Annotated in this window: 20 protein-coding genes and 1 pseudogene; 7 read left to right on the forward strand and 14 right to left on the reverse strand. The window is 63.6% G+C overall.

The window, feature by feature from the left end:
- Positions 1-2: 2 nt before the first annotated feature.
- Positions 3-1,166, reverse strand: coding sequence for an ADP-forming succinate--CoA ligase subunit beta (gene sucC, locus AC07OE_RS15280; RefSeq protein WP_322579128.1), 1,164 nt, complete (start codon positions 1,164-1,166; stop codon positions 3-5).
- 201 nt (positions 1,167-1,367) lie between these two features.
- Here sucC and argC point away from each other — a divergent pair, with 201 nt between their 5' ends.
- A complete protein-coding gene (gene argC, locus AC07OE_RS15285; RefSeq protein ID WP_495071433.1) occupies positions 1,368-2,303 on the forward strand; it encodes an N-acetyl-gamma-glutamyl-phosphate reductase in 936 nt (311 codons plus the stop codon).
- Here the strand turns inward: argC and recX are convergent.
- Complete coding sequence (gene recX / locus AC07OE_RS15290; RefSeq protein ID WP_495071434.1) at positions 2,300-2,764, reverse strand: recombination regulator RecX; 465 nt, start codon at positions 2,762-2,764, stop codon at positions 2,300-2,302. The two genes, argC and recX, sit on opposite strands and share 4 nt — an antisense overlap.
- 38 nt (positions 2,765-2,802) lie before the next feature.
- Complete coding sequence (recA, locus tag AC07OE_RS15295; protein ID WP_495071435.1) at positions 2,803-3,903, reverse strand: recombinase RecA; 1,101 nt, start codon at positions 3,901-3,903, stop codon at positions 2,803-2,805.
- Positions 3,904-4,046: 143 nt separating this feature from the next.
- On the opposite strand from recA, the gene AC07OE_RS15300 reads away from it, so the two are divergent.
- From AC07OE_RS15300 to AC07OE_RS15310, 3 genes are all read left to right on the forward strand, one after another.
- The gene (locus AC07OE_RS15300) at positions 4,047-4,529 is read left to right on the forward strand and encodes a MarR family winged helix-turn-helix transcriptional regulator (RefSeq protein ID WP_495071436.1); all 483 of its coding nucleotides are present in this window, start codon (positions 4,047-4,049) and stop codon (positions 4,527-4,529) included.
- 103 nt (positions 4,530-4,632) lie between these two features.
- The gene (locus tag AC07OE_RS15305) at positions 4,633-5,307 is read left to right on the forward strand and encodes a response regulator (protein WP_294769623.1); all 675 of its coding nucleotides are present in this window, start codon (positions 4,633-4,635) and stop codon (positions 5,305-5,307) included.
- A complete protein-coding gene (locus AC07OE_RS15310; RefSeq protein WP_495071437.1) occupies positions 5,304-6,743 on the forward strand; it encodes a sensor histidine kinase N-terminal domain-containing protein in 1,440 nt (479 codons plus the stop codon). The genes AC07OE_RS15305 and AC07OE_RS15310 overlap by 4 nt, the downstream gene beginning before the upstream one ends.
- Before the next feature lie 7 nt (positions 6,744-6,750).
- Here the strand turns inward: AC07OE_RS15310 and AC07OE_RS15315 are convergent, their stop codons facing one another.
- The 3 genes and pseudogenes from AC07OE_RS15315 to AC07OE_RS15325 form a co-directional block, all read right to left on the reverse strand.
- Entirely contained in the window at positions 6,751-7,413 is a 663-nt protein-coding gene (locus tag AC07OE_RS15315) for an SPOR domain-containing protein (RefSeq protein ID WP_495071438.1), read from the reverse strand.
- A gap of 9 nt (positions 7,414-7,422) precedes the next feature.
- Positions 7,423-8,193 (reverse strand): biotin--[acetyl-CoA-carboxylase] ligase, encoded by a 771-nt coding sequence (locus tag AC07OE_RS15320; RefSeq protein ID WP_495071439.1) that lies wholly within the window; start codon positions 8,191-8,193, stop codon positions 7,423-7,425.
- A gap of 11 nt (positions 8,194-8,204) precedes the next feature.
- A pseudogene (locus tag AC07OE_RS15325) lies at positions 8,205-8,687 on the reverse strand (SET domain-containing protein); the annotation flags it as partial.
- Positions 8,688-8,789: 102 nt separating this feature from the next.
- Between AC07OE_RS15325 and AC07OE_RS15330 the strand changes: the two are divergent.
- Both AC07OE_RS15330 and AC07OE_RS15335 read left to right on the forward strand, forming a co-directional pair.
- Complete coding sequence (locus AC07OE_RS15330; RefSeq protein WP_495071440.1) at positions 8,790-11,735, forward strand: DNA topoisomerase III; 2,946 nt, start codon at positions 8,790-8,792, stop codon at positions 11,733-11,735.
- Between the two features lie 2 nt (positions 11,736-11,737).
- A complete protein-coding gene (locus tag AC07OE_RS15335; protein WP_495071441.1) occupies positions 11,738-12,697 on the forward strand; it encodes a cation diffusion facilitator family transporter in 960 nt (319 codons plus the stop codon).
- 9 nt (positions 12,698-12,706) lie between these two features.
- Here the strand turns inward: AC07OE_RS15335 and AC07OE_RS15340 are convergent, their stop codons facing one another.
- The 8 genes from AC07OE_RS15340 to AC07OE_RS15375 form a co-directional block, all read right to left on the reverse strand.
- A complete protein-coding gene (locus AC07OE_RS15340) occupies positions 12,707-13,309 on the reverse strand; it encodes a TIGR00645 family protein (RefSeq protein WP_495071442.1) in 603 nt (200 codons plus the stop codon).
- A 56-nt stretch (positions 13,310-13,365) separates the two neighbouring features.
- Positions 13,366-14,160, reverse strand: a complete 795-nt coding sequence (locus AC07OE_RS15345) for a D-hexose-6-phosphate mutarotase (protein WP_495071443.1) — start codon at positions 14,158-14,160, stop codon at positions 13,366-13,368.
- Positions 14,161-14,170: 10 nt separating this feature from the next.
- Entirely contained in the window at positions 14,171-15,193 is a 1,023-nt protein-coding gene (locus AC07OE_RS15350; RefSeq protein WP_495071444.1) for an SIS domain-containing protein, read from the reverse strand.
- 11 nt (positions 15,194-15,204) lie between these two features.
- Positions 15,205-16,107 carry a glucosamine kinase nucleotide-binding domain-containing protein gene (locus tag AC07OE_RS15355; protein WP_495071445.1) on the reverse strand — a complete coding sequence of 301 codons (903 nt, stop codon included), beginning with the start codon at positions 16,105-16,107 and terminating at the stop codon, positions 15,205-15,207.
- On the reverse strand, positions 16,104-17,246 hold the full coding sequence (locus tag AC07OE_RS15360) for an ABC transporter ATP-binding protein (RefSeq protein WP_495071446.1): 1,143 nt from the start codon (positions 17,244-17,246) through the stop codon (positions 16,104-16,106). The genes AC07OE_RS15355 and AC07OE_RS15360 overlap by 4 nt, the downstream gene beginning before the upstream one ends.
- A gap of 12 nt (positions 17,247-17,258) precedes the next feature.
- Entirely contained in the window at positions 17,259-18,122 is an 864-nt protein-coding gene (locus AC07OE_RS15365; RefSeq protein ID WP_495071447.1) for a carbohydrate ABC transporter permease, read from the reverse strand.
- Positions 18,123-18,130: 8 nt separating this feature from the next.
- The gene (locus AC07OE_RS15370; RefSeq protein WP_495071448.1) at positions 18,131-19,045 is read right to left on the reverse strand and encodes a carbohydrate ABC transporter permease; all 915 of its coding nucleotides are present in this window, start codon (positions 19,043-19,045) and stop codon (positions 18,131-18,133) included.
- Positions 19,046-19,155: 110 nt separating this feature from the next.
- The gene (locus tag AC07OE_RS15375; RefSeq protein WP_495071449.1) at positions 19,156-20,403 is read right to left on the reverse strand and encodes an ABC transporter substrate-binding protein; all 1,248 of its coding nucleotides are present in this window, start codon (positions 20,401-20,403) and stop codon (positions 19,156-19,158) included.
- Positions 20,404-20,676: 273 nt separating this feature from the next.
- Between AC07OE_RS15375 and AC07OE_RS15380 the strand changes: the two genes are divergently transcribed.
- Positions 20,677-21,942, forward strand: a complete 1,266-nt coding sequence (locus AC07OE_RS15380; RefSeq protein WP_495071450.1) for an ABC transporter substrate-binding protein — start codon at positions 20,677-20,679, stop codon at positions 21,940-21,942.

The raw sequence follows: 21,942 nt of genomic DNA on the forward strand, positions 1-21,942 counted from the left end.
CCTTAGCCTTTCACTGCTGCGACAACTTTTTGGGCCGCTTCAGCCATGCTGTCGGCGCTGATGATGGGCAGGCCAGATTCGGCCAGCATTTTCTTGCCCAGCTCTTCGTTCGTACCCTTCATGCGCACGACCAGTGGCACCGACAGGTTCACGGCCTTGCAAGCTGTGATCACGCCTGTGGCGATGGTGTCGCATTTCATGATGCCGCCGAAGATGTTGACCAGAATGGCCTTGACCTTGTCGTTCTTCAACATGATCTTGAAGGCTTCCGTCACCTTCTCGGGGGTAGCGCCGCCGCCCACGTCCAAGAAGTTGGCTGGCTCTGCGCCGAACAGTTTGATGGTGTCCATGGTGGCCATGGCCAAACCGGCACCGTTCACCAGGCAGCCGATATTGCCGTCCAGGGAGATGTAGGCCAAGTCGAACTTGGAGGCTTCCACTTCAGCGGCGTCTTCTTCGTCCAGATCGCGGTAGGCCACGATTTCGGGATGGCGGAACAGGGCGTTGGAGTCAAAGTTGAACTTGGCATCCAGGGCCATCAGGTTGCCCTTGGAGTCGCAGTTCAGCGGGTTGATCTCCACCAGCGACGCGTCGGTGTCCATGTAGCACTTGTAGATCTTGGCGAAGATGTCCACGGCCTGGTCGATAGAAGCACCGGTCAAGCCAATGGCTGCGGCCACCTTCTTGCTCTGTTCGGTGGTAATGCCAGTCAGGGGATCGATCATTTCGGTCACGATCTTTTCGGGTGTGGAGTGGGCCACTTCCTCGATGTCCATGCCGCCTTCGCTCGACGCGATCAGGGCCACCTTCTGTGTAGCGCGGTCGGTCACCAGCGACACATACAGTTCGTTCTTGATGTCGGCGCCATCTTCGATGTACAGGCGGCGCACCTTTTGGCCTTCTGGACCAGTCTGGTGTGTCTTGAGTTGCATACCCAGGATGTCGCCGGCGAGGCGCTTGACGTCGTCGATGGACTTGGCCACCTTCACGCCACCACCCTTGCCGCGGCCACCCGCATGGATCTGGGCCTTGACAACCCAGACAGGGCCACCCAGTTTCTGGGCGGCTTCCACCGCTTCTTGCACTGTGAAAGCGGGGATGCCGCGAGGCACCGGCACACCGAACTGGCGCAAGATTTCCTTGCCTTGGTACTCGTGAATCTTCATGACGTCTCTCTCTGGACTGGACAATTTTCACCATGCCGCAACATGAAATTGCGAGTGCATGGCACTGGACACATCAGCCTCCGACTGTATCATGGTGCGATGCACAATACTTGTGCGAGGCTTACAGCGCGCTTGGCGCCCGCAGCGAAGGCTTCCTTGCGCTGAAGCGCCTCACCCCATTATTTTTGAGCTGTCCACCCGATGAAAAAAGTCTTTATTGATGGCGAAGCCGGCACCACCGGGCTGCAGATCCGCGAACGCCTGCAGGCCATGCCGCAGATCGAACTGCTCAGCATTGACCCCGCGCTGCGCAAAGACCCCCAAGCCAAACGCGCCCTCGTCGCGCAGGCTGACCTCGTGATTTTGTGCCTGCACGATGACGCCGCCCTGGAAACCGTGGCCATGGTGGATGGACTGGAGAAAGAGACCGGACGCCCCGGCCCACGCATCATCGACGCCTCCACCGCACACCGCACTGCCGCCGGCTGGGTCTATGGCTTTCCCGAATTGGCTGTCAACCAGCGCGACGCCGTGGTGAACGCCCGCCGCGTCAGCAACCCGGGCTGCTACGCCACCGGCGCCATCGCGTTGATCCGCCCCTTGGTGGATGCGGGCCTCCTGCCCGCCGACTTTCCCGTATGTCTGCCCTCAGTCAGCGGCTACTCAGGCGGCGGACGCACCATGATCGAAGCGTACGAACAAGGCACCGCTGCTCCGTACGAACTCTATGCGCTGGGGCTCAAGCACAAGCACATCCCCGAGATCATGAAATTCACGGGCCTGACACGGCGCCCGCTATTTGTGCCCTCGGTGGGCAATTTCAAGCAAGGCATGCTGGTGCAACTGCCATTGCACCTAGACACGCTGCCAGGCAAACCCACAGCGCAAGATCTGCACACCGCGCTGGCCCAACACTACGCAGGCAGCACCTGGGTCACTGTGGAACCCGTCACGCCGGACCTTAAGCTCGATGCGGCCGCACTGGCCGACACCAACAAGCTGGAACTGCGCGTGTTTGCGAATGACGCCGCCAAAGATGGCTTTGCCCATGCGGTGTTGGTAGCCCGCCTGGACAACCTAGGTAAAGGTGCCAGCGGCGCGGCAGTGCAAAACCTGCAGCTGATGCTGAACCTCTAAACATCGTCCTCATCGGCGCCCGACACCACCTTGCGGATGGCGTCGCCGCCGAAACCGCGGCTGGCCAGAAAGCGCATCTGCTTGCCGCGCTCTGCCGCATCGGCCGGCGGCTGGCCGAACTTCTTGCGCCAGATCTCGCGGGCCCGGTCCAGTTCGCTGGCGCGCAGGGCTTGCACCGCCTCGGCCACGGCCTCGGGCTCCAGCCCCTTGGCCTGCAGCTCCTGCTTGATGCGCGAGGCACCGAGCTTGCTGGCCCGGCGGTGCACGACCGACTCGAGCACCCGCGTCTCGTTGATGAAGCCCTTGGCCTGCAAGGCATCGAGCACCTTGGCCACGGCACCGTCTTCCTCGGCGTGCGGTGCCAGCTTGCGCTCCAGCTCCGCCCGCGAATGCTCTCGGGTACTGAGCAGACGCAGGGCTCGTCCCGTCAACGAGAGCACAGGTTTTGCTCCTGATTTCATAGCCAATTGCACAATGTTGACGGGGGCTAGAGGTCGATTTACTCTGCTTTCTCGGCCTTGTCGGCTTTTTTGCCCTTGGCCTTGATCTCGGGTTCAGCCACGGGCAGCAAGGGAATGCCCAGGCCTTCGCGCACCTTGTTTTCGATCTCCACCGAGAGAGCAGGGTTCTCGCGCAGGAATTCGCGGGCATTGTCACGGCCCTGGCCAATCTTCTCGCCCTGGTAGGCGTACCAGGCGCCGGACTTTTCCAGAATACCGGCAGTCACGCCCATGTCGATGATTTCGCCATGGCGGCTGATGCCCTCGCCGAACAAAATGTCGAACTCCGCCGTCTTGAACGGAGGGCTGACTTTGTTCTTCACCACCTTGACCTTGGTTTCGTTGCCGATGGCCTCTTCGCCCTTCTTGATCGTGCCGGTACGGCGGATGTCCAAGCGGACAGAAGCGTAGAACTTCAGCGCGTTACCACCGGTGGTGGTTTCGGGCGACCCGAACATCACGCCAATCTTCATGCGGATCTGGTTGATGAAGATGACCATGCAGTTGGTCTTCTTGATGTGGGCGGTCAGCTTGCGCAGCGCCTGGCTCATCAGGCGGGCTTGCAGGCCGGGCAGGCTGTCACCCATTTCGCCTTCCAGCTCGGCCTTGGGGGTCAGTGCCGCCACCGAGTCCACGATGATCAGGTCGACCGCGCCGGAACGCACCAGGCTGTCGACGATTTCCAGGGCCTGCTCACCAGTGTCAGGCTGGCTGATCAGCAGGTCTTGCAGGTTCACACCGAGCTTTTGGGCGTATTGCACGTCCAGCGCGTGCTCGGCATCCACAAAGGCGCATTGGCCGCCTTGTTTTTGCATCTCCGCAATCACCTGCAGCGTCAGCGTGGTCTTGCCCGAGGATTCCGGGCCATAGATTTCGACCACACGGCCGCGCGGCAGGCCACCTACGCCCAGCGCGATGTCCAGGCCCAGGGAGCCGGTGGAGACGACCTGGATGTCTTCGATCACCTCGCCTTCGCCCAGCCGCATGATGGTGCCCTTGCCGAACTGCTTTTCGATCTGGGCCAGCGCTACTTGCAAGGCCTTGGCCTTTTCGGCGTTGCCACCATTCGTGTTGTTGGGGTTCTTGACGGGTGCGTCCATGAGAAATCTCCTTGAAAATCAATGGGTTGGTGCACCACAGCAATCTGGTTTTAACAACAGGCTGGATGCTTGAACAGTAGTTTAAGCGCGCTTGTTGTGTGGCGTAAATACATTTATTAATCAGTTTGCATTACTATTTGGCGATGCCTGATTCCCCCCCAACCCGCAACGACACTTGGCGCCAGAACCACCTAGGCCACTGGCTGCGGCTGGCGCTGGAGCGTTTTGACGCACGCGTGCTGGAACTCATGGCGCGCCACCCTGCCGTGCCGCTGGGCCTGTCCAACCTGGCCGAGCGGGGGCAGGTGGGCGCCGCCCACATCCACATCACGCGGCATTTGGCGGTGGAAGGCGCACGCCTGACGGATCTGGCCCAGCGCGCGGGCATGACCAAGCAGGCCATGGGCACGCTGGTGAACCAGTGCGAAGCCTGGGGCATGGTGCGCCGCGAAGACGACCCCGCCGACGCCCGCGCGCGCCGCGTGCAGTTCACCGCCACAGGTCTGGCCTGGCTGGGCGCCTACCGAGACGCTGTGGCTCAGGCCGAAGACGAGCTGCACCAGGCGGTCAGTCCCGAAGTGGCCACCGTGGTGGCGCTGGGGCTAGAGGCCTACAGCGGACAGTAGGCACCAACCTGTCGGCGGCTCGCGGGCAAGCCGGGCGCAAGGTTCGCATGCCTAGAATGGCAACCGGAACCGAACGCGCACGCTGCCCAGCGAGGAGACCCCCATGCGAATACTCATAGCCGAAGACGATCAGGTCCTGGCCGATGGCCTGCTGCGGGCGCTGCGCAGCGCCGGCGCGGCGGTCGACCACGTGGCCAGTGGCACCGAGGCCGACGCGGCCTTGATGACCAACACCGAGTTCGACCTGCTGATCCTGGACTTGGGCCTGCCCAAGCTGCACGGGCTAGAGGTGCTCAAGAAGCTGCGCGCGCGCGGCTCCTCGCTGCCCGTGCTCATCCTCACCGCGGCCGACAGCGTGGACGAGCGCGTCAAGGGGCTGGACTACGGCGCCGACGACTACATGGCCAAACCCTTTTCCCTGCAGGAACTCGAAGCCCGCGTGCGCGCCCTGGTGCGTCGCGGCATGGGCGCCACCTCTGCCAGCATCAAGCACGGCCCGCTGACCTACGACCAGGCCGGTCGCGTGGCCACCATCGACGGCAAGATGGTCGAGCTGTCGGCCCGCGAGCTTGGCCTGCTGGAAGTGCTGCTGCAACGCGCCGGTCGCTTGGTCAGCAAGGACCAGCTGGTGGAGCGCCTGTGCGAGTGGGGCGAAGAGGTGAGCAACAACGCCATCGAGGTCTACATCCACCGCCTGCGCAAGAAGATCGAGAAAGGCCCGATCCGCATTGCCACGGTGCGTGGCCTGGGCTACTGCCTCGAGAAAATTGCGCCTTGAAACTCTTCCAGCGCGAGCAACGCAGCCTGTTCGGGGAGATCCTGGACTGGATGCTCACGCCGCTGCTGCTGCTGTGGCCCGTCAGCCTGGTATTGACCTGGCTCGTGGCACAAGGTATTGCCGGCAAACCGTTTGACCGGGCGCTGGAATACAACGTGGGCGCTCTGGCCCAACTGATTACCGTCAACAAAAACCACGCCCAGTTCGTCTTGCCATTGCCCGCGCGCGAACTGCTGCGCGCCGACGACGCAGACACCGTGTACTACCAGGTGCTGGGTGCCGATGGCGAGTTTCTCAGTGGCGACAAAGACCTGCCCCTGCCCCCTGACGATGAACGGGTACCGCCGGGCGAGGTGCGCATGCGCGATGCCGAGTTCAAAGGCCAGGACCTCAAGGTGGCCTACATGTGGGTCAAGCTGGACCTGCCGCAGGAAAAACCCGCGCTGGTGCAGGTGGCGGAAACCATGGAGAAGCGCTCGATGCTGGCGACAGAGATCGTCAAGGGTGTGATGCTGCCGCAGTTCGTCATCCTGCCACTGGCCGTGCTGCTGGTGTGGCTGGCCCTGGTGCAGGCGATCAAGCCGCTGAACCGCCTGGAGGAACGCATCCGCGCGCGCAGCCCCGATGACCTGAGTCCGCTGGACGTGGAGGCTGTACCGCTGGAGGTGGTGCCGCTGGTGTCCTCGGTGAACGACCTGCTGATGCGCCTGAAGGACTCGATCGCCACGCAAAAGCGCTTTCTGGCCGATGCGGCCCACCAACTCAAGACGCCGCTGGCCGGACTTCGCATGCAGGCCGACCTGGCACAGCGCGAGGGAGCGAATGCCGAAGACCTGAAGCAATCACTGCGGCAGATTGGCCGGTCCAGCATCCGCGCCACCCACACCGTGAACCAGTTGCTGGCGCTGGCGCGCGCCGAGAGCAGCGGCGCCGTGCTCAGCCACCAACCGTGTGACCTGGCGCGACTGACCATGGACGTGGTGCGCGACTGCGTGCCGCGGGCGATGGACAAGCACATTGACCTGGGTTTTGAGGGCGTGCAGCCCGGCACAGAAGGCGCAACCTTGCAAGGCAACCCCACCCTGCTCAAGGAAATGGTGCGCAACCTGCTGGACAACGCCATCAACTACACCCCATCCACAGCCGAAAAACCCGGCGTGATCACGGCTCGCGTGCTGGTGGACCCGTTTAGCAAGGCGCTGGTGCTGCAGGTGGAAGATTCGGGCCCTGGCATTCCGGCGGCTGAGCGTGAACTGGTCTTCCAGCCTTTCTACCGGGCACTTGGTAACGACGCCGATGGCTCGGGTCTGGGTCTGCCCATCGTGCTAGAAATTGCGCGCCAGCACCATGCCACGATTTCATTGGAAGAGAGCCGCCCCGGCCACGCCGCGCCAGGGGCCAGTTTCACGCTGCGCTTTCAGCACAACGCAGACTAGGGCCGCATCAGCTGCAGGTCTTGAGGGTTTTGCCGGCCAAGGCGGGCTTGACCTCTCCCAGTTTGGCTCGGATCGCCTCGGAGACGGCAGGCAGCTTGAGCAGCGAGATGGTGGCTTCCTCGCGCTCCTGCACCACCTTGGCGGTGCGTATGCCCTTGGGGGACAACTTGGCCAACTCCGCCGCGGCGGCGGCCTGGGTGTCAAACCCACCCAGTGACAGGCCTATCTCCAATGCAGGGTTGTTCACCGCCTCGGTCTTGATGTCCATACCTGCTAACTCGGCGCGCTTTTTGGCTTGCAGCTCGGGCGTGGCGTACTTGCCCATGTAAATGATCCAGCGGGCGGTTTCCTTGCCAGGCTCCAGTTGCCAGCTGCCCGCGGGCAGGTTGGCTCCCTCCAGCGCTGTACGCAAGGCACCGGCCTGGGCATCATCAAAAGGGCCGGCCTGCAGGCATTCCTTGGGTGCCAGATCGGCCTGGACCTGGGCTTCCACGCGTTTGAGTTCACCCGTACTCAACAACTGAATCGCCTCGGGCTTGATCTGCTGCGCCATGCGCTGGGGCTCATTCACCGGGGCCGGGGCGAACCCGTAGGCACGCAACAGGCCGTTGCTCCAGGCGAAAAACAGGCCATTGGCCAGCACCAACATCAAAACAAGCAAGCGCAGCATAGAGTCAGGTCAGAGAGGGGCAGCGGGCGCGGGTCGCACACTGACCTCGGCGCTGCTGATTTTGATCAATCCATTCTCAGTATGCACCAGCAGGGCGCCGCTGGCGTCGACCCCGCGGGCCATGCCCGTGGCGCCATCGCTGCACACCACGGGTTGGCCGTACAACAGGTCGCGCGCATGGAAGGCGGTGCGCAGCGGGCCAAAGCCCTCGCTGGCAAAGCGTTGCACGGCCTGCGCGAGCGACGGCACCACGCGGGCGAGCACCTCGGGTGCATCCATACCAGGCAGCAGCTCGCGCAGGGCCGCGGGCGGGGTACGCAGATCGGTTGCTTCGCGCGGAGCGATGTTGATGCCAATGCCGATGACCGCGTAGCGCGTCTCGCCCACGCTGGCGGTCTCGATCAGGATGCCAGCCAGTTTGCGATGTTCCAGCCAGACGTCATTGGGCCATTTCAGCCGCAGATCGGGGTGCAGGCTCTCCACCACCGACAGGCCCACGGCCAGCGAGAGGCCCGACCAATCGGCCGGCGCCAGGGGCACGCCCAGCGAAAAGGTCAGCGTACCGCCCAACCCTTCCGTGTCACTCTTCCAGTCACGGCCCAGCCGGCCGCGGCCAGCGGTTTGGCGCTCGGCCACCAGCAGGATGGGGTCGAGCTGCCCCGCACGGGCGCGGCGCATGAGTTCGGTGTTGGTGGAATCAATCTCGGGCAGGATCTCGACCGAGAACGTCGGCCACAGGGGGCTCACCGCCTCCCAAATGGCCTCAGCCTGCCAGCGCAAGGTCACTTCTTCCCGCGCTTGGGGGCCAAGAGGGTGCCCCGGCAGGTCTTGGCGCCGCACCAGCAGGGGTACTCGGCCTTGAGCTTCTTGGTGTAGGGCTCGTCGATGATGAGGCCGTAGTCGTAGTTCAGTTCTTCGCCAGCCTTGATGTTGCGCAGCGCCTTGATGAACACGCGGCCGTTTTCTTCATCGGCATCGCAGTTGCCGTCGCAGGAATGGTTGATCCAGCGCGAGGAGTTGCCACCGAACAGCGCGTCGATCACGTTGCCATCTTCCAGCGAGAAGTAGAAAGTGTGGTTGGGGTCCTTGGGGTCATGCGGGTGGCGGCGCTGGGCTTCCTTCCAGCTGATGATCTCGCCCACATACTCAATGATGGTTTCACCTTCGGCAATGTCCTGCACCGCAAATACGCCCTTGCCGTGCACCCCGGAACGGCGAGTCTGGATACGCCGGTTGCCAGCGGGGACCGAGGAATTCACTGGGTTTTTTGCCACGGATCGAAAATTTGGTATGGTGAATCGTATGGGCGCGCATGTGTGCGTGCCTGCGTGTGCAAGTGCGCGCCTGCGCGCACGCGAGAACTGGATTGTAGTCAGATGAAAACATTGGTCATTGCAGAAAAGCCGTCGGTCGCCCAAGACATCGTGCGGGCACTCACGCCTACTGCGGGAAAATTCGAGAAGCACGACGAATATTTCGAGAGCGACAGCTACGTCGTTTCCAGCGCCGTGGGCCACCTGGTGGAGATCCAGGCTCCCGAGCAGTACGACGTCAAACGCGGCAAGTGGAGCTTCGCCCACCTGCCCGTGATCCCGCCGCACTTTGACCTCAAGCCCGTGGACAAAACCAAGACGCGCCTGAACGCCGTCGTCAAGCTGGCCAAGCGCAAGGACGTGGACAAGCTGGTGAACGCCTGTGACGCGGGCCGCGAAGGGGAACTGATCTTCCGCCTGATCGAGCAGTACGCCGGTGGCGCCAAACCATTGGGCAAGCCGGTCAGCCGCCTGTGGCTGCAGTCGATGACACCGCAAGCCATCCGCGATGGTTTTGAGCACCTGCGCACCAATGCGCAAATGCAACCCTTGGCCGACGCCGCGCGTTGCCGCTCCGAGGCCGACTGGCTTGTGGGCATCAATGGCACACGCGCGATGACCGCATTCAACAGCCGCGATGGCGGCTTCTTCCTCACTACGGTGGGCCGCGTACAAACGCCCACGCTGTCAGTGGTGGTGGAGCGCGAAGAGCTGATTCGCAAGTTTGTGAGCCGTGATTACTGGGAGATCCACGCCAGCTTTGCCGCCCAGGCCGGTGAGTACCCCGCCAAGTGGTTCAACCCCGCGCACAAAAAAGACGCCGACGACGCCGAGAAAAAGGCCGACCGCGTCTGGAGCCAAGCCGAGGCACAGGCCATTGCCGACGCAGTGCGCGGCCAGCAGGCCACGGTGACCGAAGAAAGCAAACCCACCACGCAAGCGTCGCCCCTGCTGTTTGACCTCACCAGCTTGCAGCGCGAGGCCAACGGCAAGTTTGGCTTCTCGGCCAAGACCACGCTGTCCATCGCCCAAAGCCTGTACGAGCGCCACAAGGCCCTAACCTACCCACGTACCGATTCGCGTGCACTGCCCGAAGACTATGTGCCCGTGGTCAAGCAGACTTTCGAGATGCTGGCGGACAGCGGCATGAAGCACCTGGCCCCGCACGCACTCACCGCGCTGAATGGCAACTACATCAAGCCCACCAAGCGTGTGTTTGACAACGCCAAGGTGTCGGACCACTTTGCCATCATCCCCACGCTGCAGGCCCCCAGCGGCCTGAGCGACGCGGAGCAAAAACTGTACGACCTGGTGGTGCGTCGCTTCATGGCAGTGTTCTTCCCCAGCGCCGAGTACCAGGTCACCACGCGCATCAGCACCGCCGCAGGCCACAACTTCAAGACGGAAGGCAAGGTGCTGGTGAAGCCGGGCTGGCTGGCCATCTACGGCAAGGAAGCTGCCGCCGAGGTAGAAGATGCCAAGGACGGCGACAAGGGCCAAAGCCTGGTGCCGGTGCAACCGGGCGAGAAGGTCAAGACCGAAACCGTGGACCCCAAGGGCCTGAAAACGCGCCCCCCGGCCCGCTACTCCGAAGCCACGCTGCTGGGCGCCATGGAAGGCGCCGGCAAGACCGTGGAAGACGACGAGCTGCGCGAAGCCATGCAGGAGAAGGGCCTGGGCACACCAGCCACCCGCTCCAGCATCATTGAAGGCCTGATTGCCGAGAAATACATGCTGCGCGAAGGCCGCGAGCTGATCCCCACCGCCAAGGCCTTCCAGCTCATGACGCTGTTGCGCGGCCTGGGTGTGGAAGAGCTCTCCAAGGCCGAGCTGACCGGCGAATGGGAATACAAATTGGCCCAGATGGAGCAGGGCAAGCTGCGCCGCGAGACCTTCATGGCCGAGATTGCCGCCATGACCGAACGCATGGTCAAGAAGGCCAAGGAATACGACCGCGACACCATCCCCGGCGACTACGCCACGCTGGAAGCGCGCTGCCCCAATTGCGGAGGCATCGTCAAGGAAAACTACCGCCGCTACACCTGCACCGGCCAGACCGGCACCGAGGACGGCTGCGGTTTCTCGTTTGGCAAGTCACCGGCCGGTCGCACCTTCGAGCCGGCCGAAGTGGAGCAGTTCCTGCGCGACAAACACATCGGTCCGCTGGACGGCTTCCGCTCCAAGGCTGGCTGGCCATTCACGGCCGAGATGGTCATCAAGTTCGACGACGAAACCAAGAACTACAAGCTCGAGTTCGACTTTGGCGACGACAAGGCCGGCGAGGAGAGCGGCGAGCTGGTCGACTTCAGCGCCCAGACCGCGCTGGGCGCCTGCCCCAAATGCGGGGGCAACGTATTCGAGCACGGCAAGAACTATGTGTGCGAGAAGTCGGTGCCGACCATGGCCCAGCCCACGCCCACCTGCGACTTCAAGAGCGGCCAGATCATTTTGCAGCAGCCCATCGAGCGCGAGCAGATGCAAAAGCTGCTGGCCACCGGCAAGACCGACCTGCTGGATAAGTTTGTCAGCATGCGCACGCGCCGTGCCTTCAAGGCCATGCTGGCCTGGGATGCCGAGGCCGGCAAAGTGAATTTCGAGTTCGCGCCCAGCAAGTTTCCACCGCGCAAGCCCGCTTACAAGGCGGCGACCAAGACCACGACCGCTACTAAAACAGGAGCTGCTCGCGCAGCATCCACGGGGGCTGCAACCAAAAAAGCCCCTGCAAAGAAGGCCGCATCGGCCAAAACCGCCAAGCCCAAGGCGCCGCGCAAGACCACGGCCGCCAGCGGCAAGCTGCCCAGTGCCGAACTCGCCGCGGTCATTGGCGCGGAGCCGGTGGCACGCACCGAAGTGATCAAGAAGCTGTGGGACTACATCAAGGCCAACGGCCTGCAGGACGCCACCAACAAACGCGCCATCAACGCCGATGCCAAGCTGCTGAAAGTGTTTGGCAAGGAGCAGGTAACGATGTTTGAACTGGCTGGCATTGCCGGCAAGCACCTGAGCTGACCATGGACTTTCTCACCACCGAGGACGACGACTCCGAGCACGCCACCCACACACCCGCCGAGCGCGCGGCTGCGGCTGCGCGCAGCACATGGGTCAGCGTAGTGGTGAACCTGCTGCTATCGACCACGCAAATCGTGGTCGGGGTGCTGGCCAAGTCGCAGGGCTTGATTGCCGACGGCGTGCACTCGCTGTCGGACCTGGTGGCCGACTTTGTGGTACTGCTGGCCAACCGGCAGAGCCAGAAAGACGCTGACGAAGACCACCCCTATGGGCACCAACGCTTCGAGACGGCCGCGTCACTGGCGCTGGGCCTGCTGCTGCTGGCAGTAGGTGTCGGCATGGTGTGGTCGGCCCTGCAAAAGCTGCAGAGCCCCGAAACCATTCCCACCGCACACAGCATTGCGCTGTGGGTGGCGCTGGCTGCCATTGCTGCCAAAGAACTGCTGTTTCGCTACATGCTGGGCGTGGCCAAGGCCGTCAAGTCCAGCATGCTGGTGGCCAACGCTTGGCACGCCCGCTCCGATGCGGCGTCCTCGCTGGTGGTCAGCATCGGCCTGGTTGGAAATCTGGCAGGCTACCCGCTGCTGGACCCAATCGCAGCGCTGATCGTCGGCTTCATGGTGGGCAAGATGGGCTGGGGCTTCGGCTGGGATGCCATGCACGACCTGACCGACCGCGCCGTCGACGAAGCCGAGGTACAGGCCATCCGCAAGACCGTGGAGGCCACACCTGGCGTGGCAGGCGTGCACGACATCCGCACCCGCAAGATGGGTGACATGGTGGTCGTCGACGCCCACATCGAGGTGGACGCCATGCTCACCGTCGAACAGGGCCACAATATCGCCGTGGCCGCGCGCGCTGCCGTGATGCGTCGCCACCGCGTGCTCAACATGATGACCCATGTGGACCCGGCGCAGCGGCCGGATGCGGACCATTTACCTCCCGCTGCGCCACCGGGCTGACGCCCCGGCTTAGTGGTCTGCGGGGTGGCTGCTGGTCAGCAGCTTGTCGGTGTAGGCGATGGCCAAGGCACTCATCAGGAACACCACGTGGATGATGGTTTGCCACATCAGCACCTTCACATCGTAGTTGGCCGCGTTGATGAAGGTCTTGAGCAGGTGGATGGAGCTGATGCCGATGATGGCCGTGGCCAGCTTCACCTTCAGCACTGAGGCATTCACATGGCTCAGCCACTCGGGCTGGTCGGGGTGGCCATCCAGGTCCATGCGGCTCACAAAGGTCTCGTAGCCGCCCACGATCACCATGATGAGCAGGTTGGAGATCATCACCACGTCGATCAGCGCCAGCACCACCAACATGATGATGGTCTCGTTCAGCGAGGGCATTGTGATGTCGGACTTGTAGCCAATGCTGGTGACCAGCGCCTGCAGCGCGGTCTGGCTGCCAAACGCGGCCTCCAGCAAGTGCACCAGTTCCACCCAGAAGTGAAAGACGTAGACGCCCTGCGCCGCAATCAGGCCCAGGTACAGCGGCAGCTGCAGCCAGCGGCTGGCAAAGATGAAATTGGGGATGGGGCGCAGCGCGGTAGTTTTCTTGGGCGTGGGTGCAGTCATGGTGTGCAGGGTCAAAAGTGGACAGCGCGCGCATTGTAGAAAATGCGCCTAAGCCCCTACAAACCGCTCAGCAGCGTCTGCGATCCTTGCCAGCGCACACCGGGCGCCAGCACTACGGGTTGTATTACCGCAGCGGCTTCCACGCAGGCAAACTGGGTATGGCCCTGCGGTGGCAAATCTACCAAGCCCGCGTCAGGCCCGGGGTTCCACACCACCACGTCGCCAAAGCCCGCGTGCTCCAACTGCAGCGGCCCCAGCGGACTTTGCAGTTGCAAGGGGCCAGCAACGGCTTCGAAGATATGGTCGATAGGCTCGCGCAACGACAGCACTGCGCCCTCGGGCAGCACGCCGGTCAACGTGGCCTGCGCCACATCGCCCACCGCCAGGTAGGTGTGCAGGGCGGCGTGGAAGGGGAAGGACGCTAGGCCCGTGTTCTCTACGGCCAGCGCCATGCGCAGGCCATTCGCCAGCAGGCTCACGGTGAGCGTGCAAACGCAAGCATGAGGCCAGTGCGGATCGTCGCCCACGGCGTTGTGCAGTTGCAGGGAAATGCTGGGTTCGGGCGCGGATACGTCCACAGGCAACAGCGTCCACTCCCGCATGCGCGCCCAGCCATGGCGCATGAGAGGCCCCCGCGCGGCAAACTGCGGAAAGATCACCGGTACACCGCCGCGCACGGCCTGCGGCCCCTTGAGGGGCGAGGCAGGGCTGCAATACAGCCGATCCACACCGCCAGCATCCACCCAGGAAATCACCTGGGCACCGCGCAACAGCACGGTGACCGTATCGCCCGCGGGGCCTTGCAGGCGCACGGCGGGGGCTTCGTCAATCAACAGGGTCTGGCAGTTCATGCCCCGCAGTTTATCGAGTGGTCGTTACCTTGGAGAGGTGGCGTGGCTGGTCCGGGTTGGACCCTCGCGCACGCGCCACAGCCTCCACCAGCAGATAAAAACTCTGGATGGCGGTGATCGGGTCCAGGTCTTCCTGCGGTGCGGTGCTCAGCGTCAGGTCACGGCCCGACACGTTGGCTGGTGCAGCCAACAAGACCTGGGCACCACGGCCCCGCATTTCGATGGCCAAGTCAATCAGGCTTTGCTGCGCGGGGCCACGCAGCGCAAACACCAGCATGGGGTAGTTCTCGTCCACCAGCGCCATAGGACCATGTTTGACCTCTGCACCGCTGAAGGCCTCGGCCTGGATGGCACAGGTTTCCTTGAATTTGAGCGCCGCCTCCTGCGCAATCGCCAGCCCTGGGCCGCGGCCAATCACCATGAGCTTGCTGGCCCTGCGCAATGGCTCTACGGCACTGGACCAGTCCTGCTTGCAGGCATCTTCCAGCGCTGCTGGCAAGGTCTGCAGGCCCTGCAGCAGGTCGTCGTGCGCGCCCCAATGCGCGGCGAGGCGCGCGCCAGCCACCAGGCCGCAAATAAAGCTCTTGGTCGCGGCCACGCTTTTCTCAGGACCGGCATGCAGCGGCAAGGCCCAGTCCACAGCCTCGGCCAAGGGTGACGTGGTGTCGTTGACCAGCGCCACCGTGGTGGCGCCCGCTGCCTCAAACATCTGCATGGGCTCGATCAGGTCCGGGCTGCGGCCCGACTGCGAGATGGACACGGCCAACAAGCGCTGCTTGGCCAGAGGCGCCTTGTACAGCGTCAGCAAGGACATGGGCAACGAGGTCACGAGCTGCCCGGTGCGCGACATCACCAGGTAGGCGAAGTAGGCGGCCGCATGGTCCGAGCTGCCACGCGCAATCGTCACCGCGCCCTGGGGCGGCAAGGCGCGCAGCGCAGCGCCGAGGGCTGCGTAGCGGTCTTCGTCCGCAGCCAGTTGCAGCGCCACCTGGCGCGCCGAGGCTAGGGCCTCTTCCAACATCAAAGTACTCACAAAACCATCCTTTATTGAAAACACAGGGCCAGCGCGCCGTCCATGGCGTCGCCTTGGGCGGGCACCACGCGCCGCACCATGGCGTGGGACAGCCGGGGCAGCAGGCGCTGGGCAATGCTGCCGGCCACCGCCAGCGGCAGCGTGTGGGTGGGGTCCAGCGCGGTGGCCAGGGACTCCAGGCTGTGCGCAGCGCGCACCAGCAGCTGGGCCGCTTCGGCGTCCTGCTCCGCATGCGCAAACACCTTGGGCGCCACGGTGGCGTATTCAAATTGCCGCGCCGCGCCGCACCAGGCCAGCAGGGCCTGCGGCGTGCCGCCCAGCGTGGCGTACACATCGCGCGTAAGCGGGGTATGGGCATGGCGCCCGTCCACCGCGCGCTGGGTCAGGTTGACAGCCTGCAGACCGAGGTCGGCGCCACTGCCTTCATCGCCGCAAGGGAAGCCCCAGCCGCCCGCTGTCGTGCGTTCACCGCTGGCTTGCAGCGCCAGTCCAATCGCGCCCGTGCCCATGATGACCAGCGCACCGGGGGCGCCCTGATGGGCGCCCAACAGCGCGGTCACAGCGTCGGACTCCAGCACCAGCCGCGTGTAGCCGGGGTTGGCGGCCAGGCATTCGGCATTCCAGTCAGTGTTGTTGGCACCGGCCAAGCCCAGGCCCAGTGCGCAGTTGGCGGGCACAGGGTAGGGCCAATCGGCCTCCAGACGGTTCTCAACAGCCAATGCGATGGCCTCAGCAATATGGCGCCAGGCTTGGGGCGTGCCTTGCATGAGGCCTGAAGCCCCCGCCTTGCCCTCGCCCACCACCACACCGCTGCGGTGCACCACACGTGCCCGCGTGCTGGTGCCACCGCCGTCCACGCCAATGGCGTAATGGATGTGCGCTGGCAGGGAAGTGAAATTCCAGACAGCACTCATCGGGCGTGGGCCGAGCGCATATTGCCCGGGTTCAGGCGCGTGCAGGCCGTGCCATCGGCCTTGAACAGGTACAGCGCCGACGGCGCCGCACGCACGATGACCGAGTCACCCAGGCGCACCTCGGCATTGCCGTCGCCGCGCACGATCAGCTCCTGGCCATCGTCCATCTTCAGGTACAGCAGGTTGGACTCGCCCAGATGCTCCACCAGGGTGATCTCTGCGTCCAACGCCGTGTCATCCACACCCGGTGCCACACCGGCACTTAGCACTTCGCAATGCTCGGGGCGCAGGCCCACCTCCACCGTCTCGCCCACCTGCAGCTGCGAAGCATCCACCGTGGCCAGCACCTTGCTGCCATTGCCCAGTTGCAGGCGTGCGCCGGCGTCAGACACCTCGATCACGCGCGCGGGCAGCAGGTTGATGGTGGGCGAGCCGATGAAGGTCGCCACAAAGCGGTTGGCAGGTTGCTGGTACAGCGCGAGCGGCGTACCCGCCTGCTGCACATGGCCTTCGCTGAGCACCACAATCTTGTCGCCCAGCGTCATGGCTTCCACCTGGTCGTGGGTCACATAGACCATGGTGGCGTCCAGGTCGCGGTGCAGGCGGGCCAGCTCGATGCGCGTCTTGGCGCGCAGCGCGGCGTCCAGGTTAGAGAGCGGCTCGTCGAACAGGAACAGGCGCGGCTCGCGCACGATGGCGCGGCCGATGGCCACGCGCTGGCGCTGCCCGCCCGAGAGTTCACGCGGCAGTCGCTCCAGCAAGTGGTCGATGTGCAGCACCTTGGCCGCGTCGCGCACTTTTTTGTCGATGTCGGCCTTGGTCGCGCCGTGGATCTTCAGGCCGAAGGCCATGTTGCGGTACACGTCCATGTGCGGGTACAGCGCATAGCTCTGGAACACCATGGCGATGCCGCGCTCAGCCGGTGGCAGGTGGTTCACCAGGTCGTCGCCAATGCGCAGCTCACCGCTGCTGATGTCTTCCAGACCGCACAGCACACGCAACAACGTGGACTTGCCGCAGCCACTGGGACCGACCAGCACCACCAGTTCACCGTGCTCGATGTCGAGGCTGATGTTGTGCAGCACCGGCTCGTTGCTGCCATAGGATTTGGAAATGTTTTTGAGGGAAACGCGTGCCATGGTGTGTGTGCTTTATTTGACGGCGCCCGCGGTGATGCCGCGAATCAGTTGACGAGAGAACAGGGCGTAGAGCGTGACCACCGGCACGATGGCCAGGGACAGCGAGGCCAGCACGGCATTCCAGTCGGTGGCGTACTGCCCCACAAACTGCTGGATGCCGAGCGTGATGGTTTGGGTCTTGTCGGACGGTGCCAGGATCAGCGGGAACCACAGGTCGTTCCAGATCGGCACCATGGTGAACACGGCCACCGTGGCAATGGCCGGGCGCACCAGCGGCACCAACACCTGGAAGAAGATGCGGAACTCGTCAATGCCGTCGCAGCGCGCCGCATCCTTCAGTTCGCTGGGCACCTGGCCCATGAATTCCGACAGGATCATGATGGCCAGGGGCAGGCCCTGCGCCACGTAGACCAGCACCAGCGCCGTCAGCGTGTTCACCAAGTTCAGTTCCACCATGAGCTGCAGGATGGACACCGTGCCCAAGCGGATGGGCACCATGATGCCGAAGGCAAAAAAGAACTTGAGCCAGCGGTTGCCCTTGAACCGATACTCCGACAAGCCCCAGGCTGCCATGGCACCGAACAGCAGGATGAAAAACAACGAGGCAATGGTGACGATGAAGCTGTTGCCGAAGTACATGAGCACATCGGAACGGCCCAGCACCTTGGTGTAGCCGATCAGTGAGAAGGTCTCGGGCGTGGGCCAGGCCAGCGGGTCGTTGAAGATGGCGTCGCGGCTCTTGAACGAGTTCATGAACACCAGCAGGATGGGCAGCAGCGCCAGCAGCAGGTAGGCGATCAGCGTGAGGTGCACAAACACGCGGCTGGGCGCCAGCGGCAGGGCCTGCGAGGCTTTGGAGGAGGAAGTGGATGCCATGCGCGGCCTCACAGGGCAAAGCGCTGCAGCTTGCGCTGCACCGCGAGGAAGTAAATGGCCACGCCCACCAGAATCACCAGGAACATGATGGTGGCCACAGCCGCCCCCATGGTCGGGCTGGCCACCTGCGACTGGTAACCAAAGAAGGTGCGGTAGAACAGCGTGCCCAGAATGTCGGTGCTGTAGTTGGGCCCGGCCAGCGCGCCCTTGACCGTATAGATCAGGTCAAACGCATTGAAGTTGGCCACAAAAGTCAGGATGGTCACCAGCCCCAGCGTAGGCAGGATCAGCGGCAGGCGTATCTGCCAGAAGATGCGCCAGGGTGAAGCCCCCTCCACCACAGCAGCTTCGATGATGTCGTCGGGGATCGCAATCAGGGCTGCGTAGATCAGCATCATGGGCACCCCGATGTACTGCCACACCGACATCAGCGATACGGTGATGAGCGCGCTGCCCTCCAGCCCCAGCCAGGGTGCAAACCAGTCCCCCAGGCCCACGAAGCCCAGCAACCGCTCGGACACGCCCCACAGGGGCGACAGGATCAGTTGCCAGACGAACCCGATGATCACCACCGACAGCAGCGTGGGCAGAAAAAAGATGGTGCGGTAGGTGGCCGCAAAGCGCACATTGCGCAGCGACAACAGGGCTGCCAGCAGCAGGCCCACGGGGTTTTGCACCGCCATGTGGATGCCAAAGAACTTGAGGTTGTTCCACATCGCGTTCCAAAACGCGGTGGACCAACGCGGATCGGCCAGGATGGTGGTGTAGTTGGCCAGGCCGGAGAAGGTGCGCACGCCCGTGTCGTCGGCGCTGTACAGCCCAAGACGCAGCGTGTCGATCAGCGGCAGTGCGCTGAAGGTGGCGTAGATCAGCAGCGCCGGTGCAATGAACACCAGCACTCGCCAGGAGAAGCCTAATTTCATGGGAGACCTTGTTGGCCGGAGAAAGAAGCCGGGAGAGCGAAACGAAGTGATGCGATGCGACACAAGGGTGCAGGCCACCGGCCCGCACCCTTGCTATTCACGCCAGAGGCTTATTTGCCAGGCGTGTACCACTTGGCAAAGCCGGTCTGGATTTGCGCTGCAGCGTCCTTGGGCGCCATCTTGCCGTTCAGCACTTGTGAGCTCACGTTCCACAGCTCGTTTTCCATGCTGGGTGTGCCGCGGTTCATGATCTGGGCATTCAGGCGAATCGTGCTCTTGCACTGGTTGCGCCAGCCAATCATTTCCTTGGCCACGGGGTTCTTCACGTCAATGGCATGCTTGGACAGCGAGAAGAAGCCGGTCACCTTGTTGGTGTACAGGTCGGCAAATTCCTTGCTGGCCAGCCAGTTCAGGAACACCTGGGCGTCTGCCTTGTTCTTGCTCTTGCTGTTGATGCCCATGGCAATGTCGGTATGGTCCGAGATGTAGCAAGGATCACCGGCCTTTTGCACAGGCGGTTTGAACGCACCAAACTCCACCTTGCTGTTGCCTTCAAAGTAGGAGATGTCCCACGAGCCGGCGGGGTAAATCGCTGCACGGCCCGTGCCGAACAGGTTTTGCGAATCGCCATAGGTTTGCGCCTGGTAGCCCTTGGGCAGGTAGGCGGACCATTTGGCCATGGTGTCCCAGGTGCTCACGAACTCGGGGTCGGTGAACTTCTTCTTGCCGGCGATGATGGCCTTGCGACCTTCTTCACCCTTCCAGTGATTCGGGCCAATGCCGGTGAACACGATCTGGTTGGTTTCCCACTGGTCCGCGGTACCCAGGGCAATGGGGGCCACCTTGCCTTGCGCCTTGATCTTGTCCAGGGCGGCAAAGAAGTCGGCTTCGGTCACTGGCACGGCCAGGCCGAGATCCGCAAACACCTTCTTGTTGTAGAAGAAACCATGGATCACCGAGGCGATGGGCATGCAGTAGGTGGCCTTGCCGTCATCGGTCTGCCACGCCACTTGCGAGGATTCGGGGAAGTTCTTCAGGCCGGGGGCGCCGTCCAGTTTTTCCAGGTGGCCCTTCTTGAACAGGTCCAGCGACACGTCAAACGGGCGGCAGGTGATCAGGTCACCGGCGGTGCCTGCCGTCAGGCGGGTGTTCAGCGCAGAGTCGTACTCGGGGGGGGAGGTGGGCGAGAACTTGATGGTGATACCGGGATTGGCTTTGTAGAAGGCGGGCAGCAGCACGTCTTCCCACAGGCCTTTGTCGTCAACGCGCCAGCTCTCGATGGTGAGGGTGCCTGCACTGGCCAAACTGCTGCAAACCAGCGCTGCCGCAGCGGCGGCAAGGCGAAGGGTATGGGACATGGGGTCGGTTCTCCTGGACTTTGGTGAATGAAAACTGCCGTCACTGCCCTGTGGCAAGCGCGATCAGTGGCCCGGAGGTTATGCTGTGACCCCTGTAATATCAAACCGCCATGTCGGGGCGGCGTTACATAGTTAAGTCGTTGATTTCATTCAGTATTTCTGCCATGTCCTGCCGCTTCGCCTTACGCTTTATTACGCGCCAGCAGCCCTCGCGGGCCAGGGCTGGCGGGCTTGGCAGCCGCCGACATACATAACATTACAAATCGACAGGAAATGAAAGCTTTCGCCTGGGTCGTGTGGGGTTTGTCGCTGTGGCTGGGGGCCGCGCTGCCCGCCCATGCGCAAAACCCCAGCGTGCCACTGGACGTGCTGCACTGGTGGACCTCGGCCAGCGAGCGTCGTGCGGCCGACCAGCTCAGTGCCCACCTGGCGACCGCAGGTGTGCAGTGGAAAGATGCGGCCATTCCCGGCGGCGGTGGCATGGCCGCCGTCAAGGTGCTCAAGAGCCGCGTGCTGCTGGGTGACCCGCCCGATGTGGCGCAGCTCATCGGCACCACGCTCACCGACTGGGCCGACATAGGCTTGGTCATGCCGCTCAACGCCGTGGCGCAGCGCCAGCGCTGGTCACAGGTGCTGTTTCCCACCGTGCTGGACCTGATTACCTACAAAGGTGATGTGATTGCCGCACCGCTGGGCATCCAGCGCATCAACACCTTGCTCTATAACCGCAAGGTATTCAACAAGCTGGGCCTCACGCCTCCGCGCACCTGGGCCGAGTTTGAAATCATTGCACGCAAGCTGCAGGCCCAGGGCGTGCGGCCGCTGGCCTGGAGCGACGAGTCCTGGCAAATTGCCACGGTGTTCGAGACCCTGCTTTTGGGTGACGCCGGCCCCGCGCTGTACCGCGAACTCATCGTGCAGCGCAAGAGCAGTGCCTGGATGGACCCGCGCGTGGAGCGCGCCCTGCAGCGCCTGCGCTGGCTGCGCACCCTGGCCAGCGACGCCCCCGTGGAGCGCGCCTGGACCGAAAGCGCACGCGAGCTGCTGGCCGACAACGCCGGCATGATGATCATGGGCGACTGGGCCAAGGGCGAACTCATGGCCTGGGGCGCCAGCCCCGCCAAAGACTTTGGCTGTGTGGTGGTGCCCGGCACCGAGGGCATGCACCTCTACAGCATCGACACGCTGGCCATGCTGGTCAGCGCCCGCCCCCGCGAAGCCGCGCAAGAAAAGATGGCTGAAGTGGTCACCGGGATCCCCGCCCAAATGGCGTACAACCGCATCAAGGGCGCCGTGCCCGTGCGCCGCGACATTGACGTGACCCAACTGGACGGTTGCGCACGCGATTCGTGGGAGACCTTTGCGGCCGCACGCAGCGCCCGCGTGCCCAGCCTGGCCCACCGGATGGCGGCTGACGAAGCCATCAAGGACGCCGTGGCACAAACCCTGTGGCGCTACCTCACTGACCCGCGCATGGAGCCCCAGGAGGCCCAGCGCCGCCTGGCCGCCGTGATCCGCGCGCCCAGCGCCGAACGCTGA

The sequence above is a fragment of the Rhodoferax sp. GW821-FHT09E07 genome (assembly GCF_059416145.1).